We start from the raw sequence: 4,394 nt of genomic DNA on the forward strand, positions 1-4,394 counted from the left end.
TGCGGGCTGCGCCTGGTGCACGCGGTGCGGCCCGTCGCCACCGTCACGGCCGCCGGCGGCTACCTGCCCGCCGAGTACGTGCGGTTCGTGGAGGAGAACGCGGTGGAGGTGCTGGCCGCCGCGCGCCGCGCGGTCCGGGACACCGCCCCCGACGTGGAGGTCCGCACCGCCCTGGACCACGACAGCGCCCGGCACGGGCTGCTGCGCGAGGCGGAGGGCGCCGAGCTGCTCGTCGTGGGTTCTCGCGGCGGCGGCGGGGTGGCCGGGTTGCGGCTGGGGTCGACGAGCGCCGCCGTGGCCTCCAGCGCTCCCTGCCCGGTGGTCGTGGTCGCGGCCGCCCCCGGCGCCGGTGCCTCGGGGGTGGTCGTGGGCGTCGACGGCTCGCCCGCGGCGGCCACCGCCCTGGGTTTCGCCGCCGACGAGGCGCGACGGCTGGGGGAGGAGCTCGTCGTCGTGCACGCCTGGGAACCCTTCGACCCCTGGGCCGACCACGTCTGCGACGAGGCGATGGCCGCGGCCCGCTCGACGCTGGAGGCCGAGCACACCGCCGTGCTCACCGGGGCCGTCGAGGAGGTGCGCGGCCGGTACCCGGAGCTGGTGGTGCGCCAGGTGCTGGTGGCGCACCACCGACCGGCCGAGGCGCTGCTCGACGCGGCCGCGGCGGCGCGGTTGCTCGTCGTCGGCACCCGCGGCCGCGGCGCCCTGGCGTCCCTGCTGCTGGGGTCGGTGAGCCACGCCGTGCTGCACGGCGCGCAGCTGCCCGTGGCCGTCGTGCCGCAGCCGCGGGGGTGAGGTCGTGGTGCGCGAGGCGGCCGGGGGCGTGCCGGTGCTCGATGCGCGGGAGTGCCGGGAGCTGCTGGGCCGCAGGGGCATCGGCCGCGCGGTCTACACCGAGCGCGCCCTGCCGGCGGTGGCGACGCTGAACTACGCGGTGGCCGGGGACCGGTTGTGGTTCCGCACCGGCGCGGACACCGCCCTGGCGCGGGCGGTGCGCGACGCGGTCATCGCCTTCCACGTCGACCACGTCGACGCCGGGCGCCGCGACGGGTGGAGCGTGACGGTCTCCGGCCGGGCCCGGCTCGCGCGCTGGCCGGGGCCGGGCCCGCTGGAGGAGGTCCTCGACACGTGGGCGCCGGGGCCGCGCGAGCAGGTGCTCGCGCTGGACCTGGCGCTGCTCACGGGGCGGCGGCTGCGGGGCGGGGTGGTCGTGGGCTGAGGGCCGCGGCGCTCACGGCCGGGCGCCCCGCCCGGCGAGGCCGTGCTCGTGGGCCACGACCACGGCCTGCACCCGGTCGCGCAGCCGGAGCTTCGCGAGGACGTGCGTCACGTGCGACTTCACGGTCGTCTCGGCCAGGTGCAGCTGCGCGCCGATCTCCGCGTTGGACGCCCCCGTCGCGAGGACCCCCAGGACGTCCAGCTCCCGCGGGGTCAGCTCGTCCAGCCCGGGCGGGCGGGGGCGCTGGGCGGGAGGAGGGTTCTCCACGTAGCTGTCCACCAGCCGCCGCAGGACGCTGGGGGCGAGCTGGAGCTCGCCGGCGGCACCGGCCCGGATGGCGTGGACGAGGTCCGCCGGGGGCGCCGTCTTGAGCAGGAAACCGGAGGCGCCGGCCCGCAGGGCCCGGAAGACGTAGTCGTCGAGGTCGAAGGTGGTCAGCACCAGCACCCTGGTCGCCGGCCGGGTCGACACGATCCGGCCGGTCGCGGTGATCCCCTCCCCGCCGGGCATCTGCACGTCCATCAGGACCACGTCGGGCTCGAGCTGCGCCACGGCACGCACGGCGGAGGGCCCGTCGGTGGCCTCCCCGACCACGGTGATGTCGTCGGCGGCGCTCAGCAGGGCCACGAGGCCGGCGCGCAGCAGGTCGTGGTCGTCGACCAGCAGGACGCGCAGCCCGGCGCTCACGCCCCCACCCCGTGCGCTGCGCCCAGGGGCACGCGGACCCGCACCCGGAACCCCCTCCCGTCGTCCCCCGGACCGGCGTGCAGGGAACCACCGAGGTGTTCGACGCGCTCGGAGATGCCCACGAGCCCGTAGCCGCGGCGAGGAACCGGGCTGCGCCCCGGACCGTCGTCCACCACGTCCACGCAGACCGCGTCCGGACCGACGCCGACGACGACGGTGACCGCCGCGCCGGGCGCGTGGCGCGCGGCGTTCGTCAACGACTCCTGCACCGTGCGGTACACCGCGCCGGCGACGGCGGGCGGTAGCGACGGTCCCCCCGGCCGTGGCGGGACGGAGTTCGCGGTGAAGGAGATCGTCAGGCCGGCGCCCCGCATCCGCTCCACCACCTCCTCGACGTCGGCCATCCCGTGCTCCACCACCCCACCGGCGGGGGGCGGGACGCCGGACCGCCCCCCGCCGGTGACCGCCGCCAGCGCGGCCAGCTCGCCGACGGTCTCCGCCGCGGTGCGCCGGACGACGTCGAGGGCGGCGCGGGCCGCAGCGGGGTCGGTGGCCCGCAGCGCCTCCGCGGCACCGGAGTGCACCACCATCACGCCCACGGCGCTGGAGACGAGGTCGTGCAGGTCGCGCGCCACGCCGAGCCGCCGGGCGCGCACCGCCTCCTCGGCGGCCCGTTCCAGGTGCTGGGCCCGTTCCGCGGCGCGGTGCCGGGCGGAGCGCTCGCTGCGGTCCATGCCGCGGACCGCGAGACCCCCGACGGCGCTGCCGACGATGATCACGACGACGATCCGGACGTTGGCCGGGTCGTGCGCGGCGAGCGAGACGACGACGCCGGTCAGCAGCACCGCCACCGCGGTCAGCCCCACCGGCAGGCGCCGCTGCCGGGCCGTGCTCGCCCAGGCCAGGCCGCCCGGCGTCACCAGGGTCCAGAGGCCGGAGGAGACGGGGAAGCCGACCGCGTGGGCGAGGAGGAAGACCGCGCCGCAGGCGGCCGTCCCCAGCCACGGCCGCGTCCGGCGCACGACGACCGTGCTGGCCGCCAGCGCCGTGAACCCCACCGAGGCCGCCGGCTGCGGCCCCCCGGTGGCCTCCTCGCCGTAGGCGGCGGACTCGGCGAGGGCGAGCAGCACCGCCGCGGCGGCCACGAGCACGTCGCCCCGCGAGGGCATCGCTCCCGCGGCGGCCGGTCGTGCCGCTGCGGGGACCGGGTCGCCGGGTTCGCGCAGCAGCCCCAGCAGGCGCCGCAGCTCGACCGTCGCGCGCTGCCCCTCCTCCTGCACGTCCCGCAGCGCCGGGTGCGGGTCCCGCTCCCACTCCTGCAGCGCGCGGTCGGCGGAGGAGGCCATCCGCAGCACGGCCGAGCGGACCACGGCCTCGACGTCGGCGGCCAGCCGCCTCTCCTCCTGGGCCACCGCCCGGCGCGCGTTCTCCGCGGGGGACACCTGCGCCAGCCGGCGGGCCCGGTGCCGTTCGTGCCGCGCCCGCCGGCCCGCCCGCAGCGCCAGCCGCAGCAGGGTGAGGAGGCCGAAGAACAGGCAGGCCCCGAAGAGCAGGTCCCACGGCGCGGAGGCGGACGGGTCGAGCGCGACGCCGGCGGTGGCGACCGCGACCGATGCGCCCGCGACCAGAGCGTGCTCGCTCCGGGCCCTCATCCCCCGACGATAGCCAGCGCCGCCCGCCCCCCGCGTCCTGCTCGCAGAACGGGTGCGCCTCCTCCTCGAGGAGGAGGCCGGTTCCGTCCCGGGGCACCTGCGCGGAGCTGCGCTGCGGCCGAGGCGCACCGGGCCGCCGCTTCCTAGCGTCGGCAGGACCGACGGCCGGCTCCGGGCCCGCCGTCCCGGACGCAGGAGACGATCGTGAACGGACTTGCACGGGCCGCGCTCACCGCAGCGGTCTGCACCTCCGCCATCGCCGTGGGGGATGCCGTGGTCCTCGGTACCACCGGGGACAACCTCATCGACGACGCCTCGGCGCGGTGGTGGGCGTCGACCGTCGACGCCGTGCACGCCGCGGCCTACGGGCTGCTCGCCGCGGCGCTCGTCCGCGCCGGTGGTGCCGTCGACGCCGGTTCCCGGTTCCGGCGCGCGCTGCGGTGGCTGCTCACCGCGGCGCTGGCGGTGCTCGCCGTCGCCTTCGCCGCGAGCGCCGTCGTCGGGACCCCGCCCGCCGTGTTCGAGGTCCCCGCCGGCGCGGCGTTCGCCCTGCTCTTCCTCGTCGGTGCGGTCCTGGGGCTGGCGCTGCTGCGGGTGCCGGGTGCCGCGGCGGCGGGCGCGCTGATGGCCGCGCCGCTGCTGCTCCTGCCGCTCGCCGTCGCGATCGGTGCGATCGCACCCCGGTGGGCGCACCCGGGCTACGCCGAGGCCGCCGTGTACGTGGGGCTGGCGCTGCTGGCCGTGCCCGGGGACCGGCGAACGCCGGGGCGCGACCTGCCGGCGCGGGCCGGGGCGCTCCCGGCGGGTGGCGGGGCCAGGTCCTGATCCCGGGCCGCGCG

5 protein-coding genes are annotated in these 4,394 nt (G+C 78.6%); 3 read left to right on the top strand and 2 right to left on the bottom strand.

Annotation, left to right across the window (positions count from 1 at the left end):
* Both ABEB16_RS12345 and ABEB16_RS12350 read left to right on the top strand, forming a co-directional pair.
* Positions 1-792 (top strand): universal stress protein (locus ABEB16_RS12345; protein ID WP_345712545.1); only part of this gene is annotated, 792 nt, incomplete at its 5' end.
* A 4-nt stretch (positions 793-796) separates the two neighbouring features.
* The gene (locus tag ABEB16_RS12350; protein WP_345712546.1) at positions 797-1,216 is read left to right on the top strand and encodes a pyridoxamine 5'-phosphate oxidase family protein; all 420 of its coding nucleotides are present in this window, start codon (positions 797-799) and stop codon (positions 1,214-1,216) included.
* A 12-nt stretch (positions 1,217-1,228) separates the two neighbouring features.
* Here the strand turns inward: ABEB16_RS12350 and ABEB16_RS12355 are convergent, their stop codons facing one another.
* Positions 1,229-1,903 (bottom strand): response regulator, encoded by a 675-nt coding sequence (locus tag ABEB16_RS12355; RefSeq protein WP_345712547.1) that lies wholly within the window; start codon positions 1,901-1,903, stop codon positions 1,229-1,231.
* The gene (locus tag ABEB16_RS12360; RefSeq protein ID WP_345712548.1) at positions 1,900-3,555 is read right to left on the bottom strand and encodes a sensor histidine kinase; all 1,656 of its coding nucleotides are present in this window, start codon (positions 3,553-3,555) and stop codon (positions 1,900-1,902) included. The genes ABEB16_RS12355 and ABEB16_RS12360 overlap by 4 nt, the downstream gene beginning before the upstream one ends.
* 204 nt (positions 3,556-3,759) lie before the next feature.
* On the opposite strand from ABEB16_RS12360, the gene ABEB16_RS12365 reads away from it, so the two are divergent.
* A complete protein-coding gene (locus tag ABEB16_RS12365; RefSeq protein WP_345712549.1) occupies positions 3,760-4,380 on the top strand; it encodes a hypothetical protein in 621 nt (206 codons plus the stop codon).
* Positions 4,381-4,394 lie beyond the last annotated feature (14 nt).

The sequence above is a fragment of the Kineococcus glutinatus genome (assembly GCF_039542765.1).
GTDB lineage: Bacteria > Actinomycetota > Actinomycetes > Actinomycetales > Kineococcaceae > Kineococcus_A > Kineococcus_A glutinatus.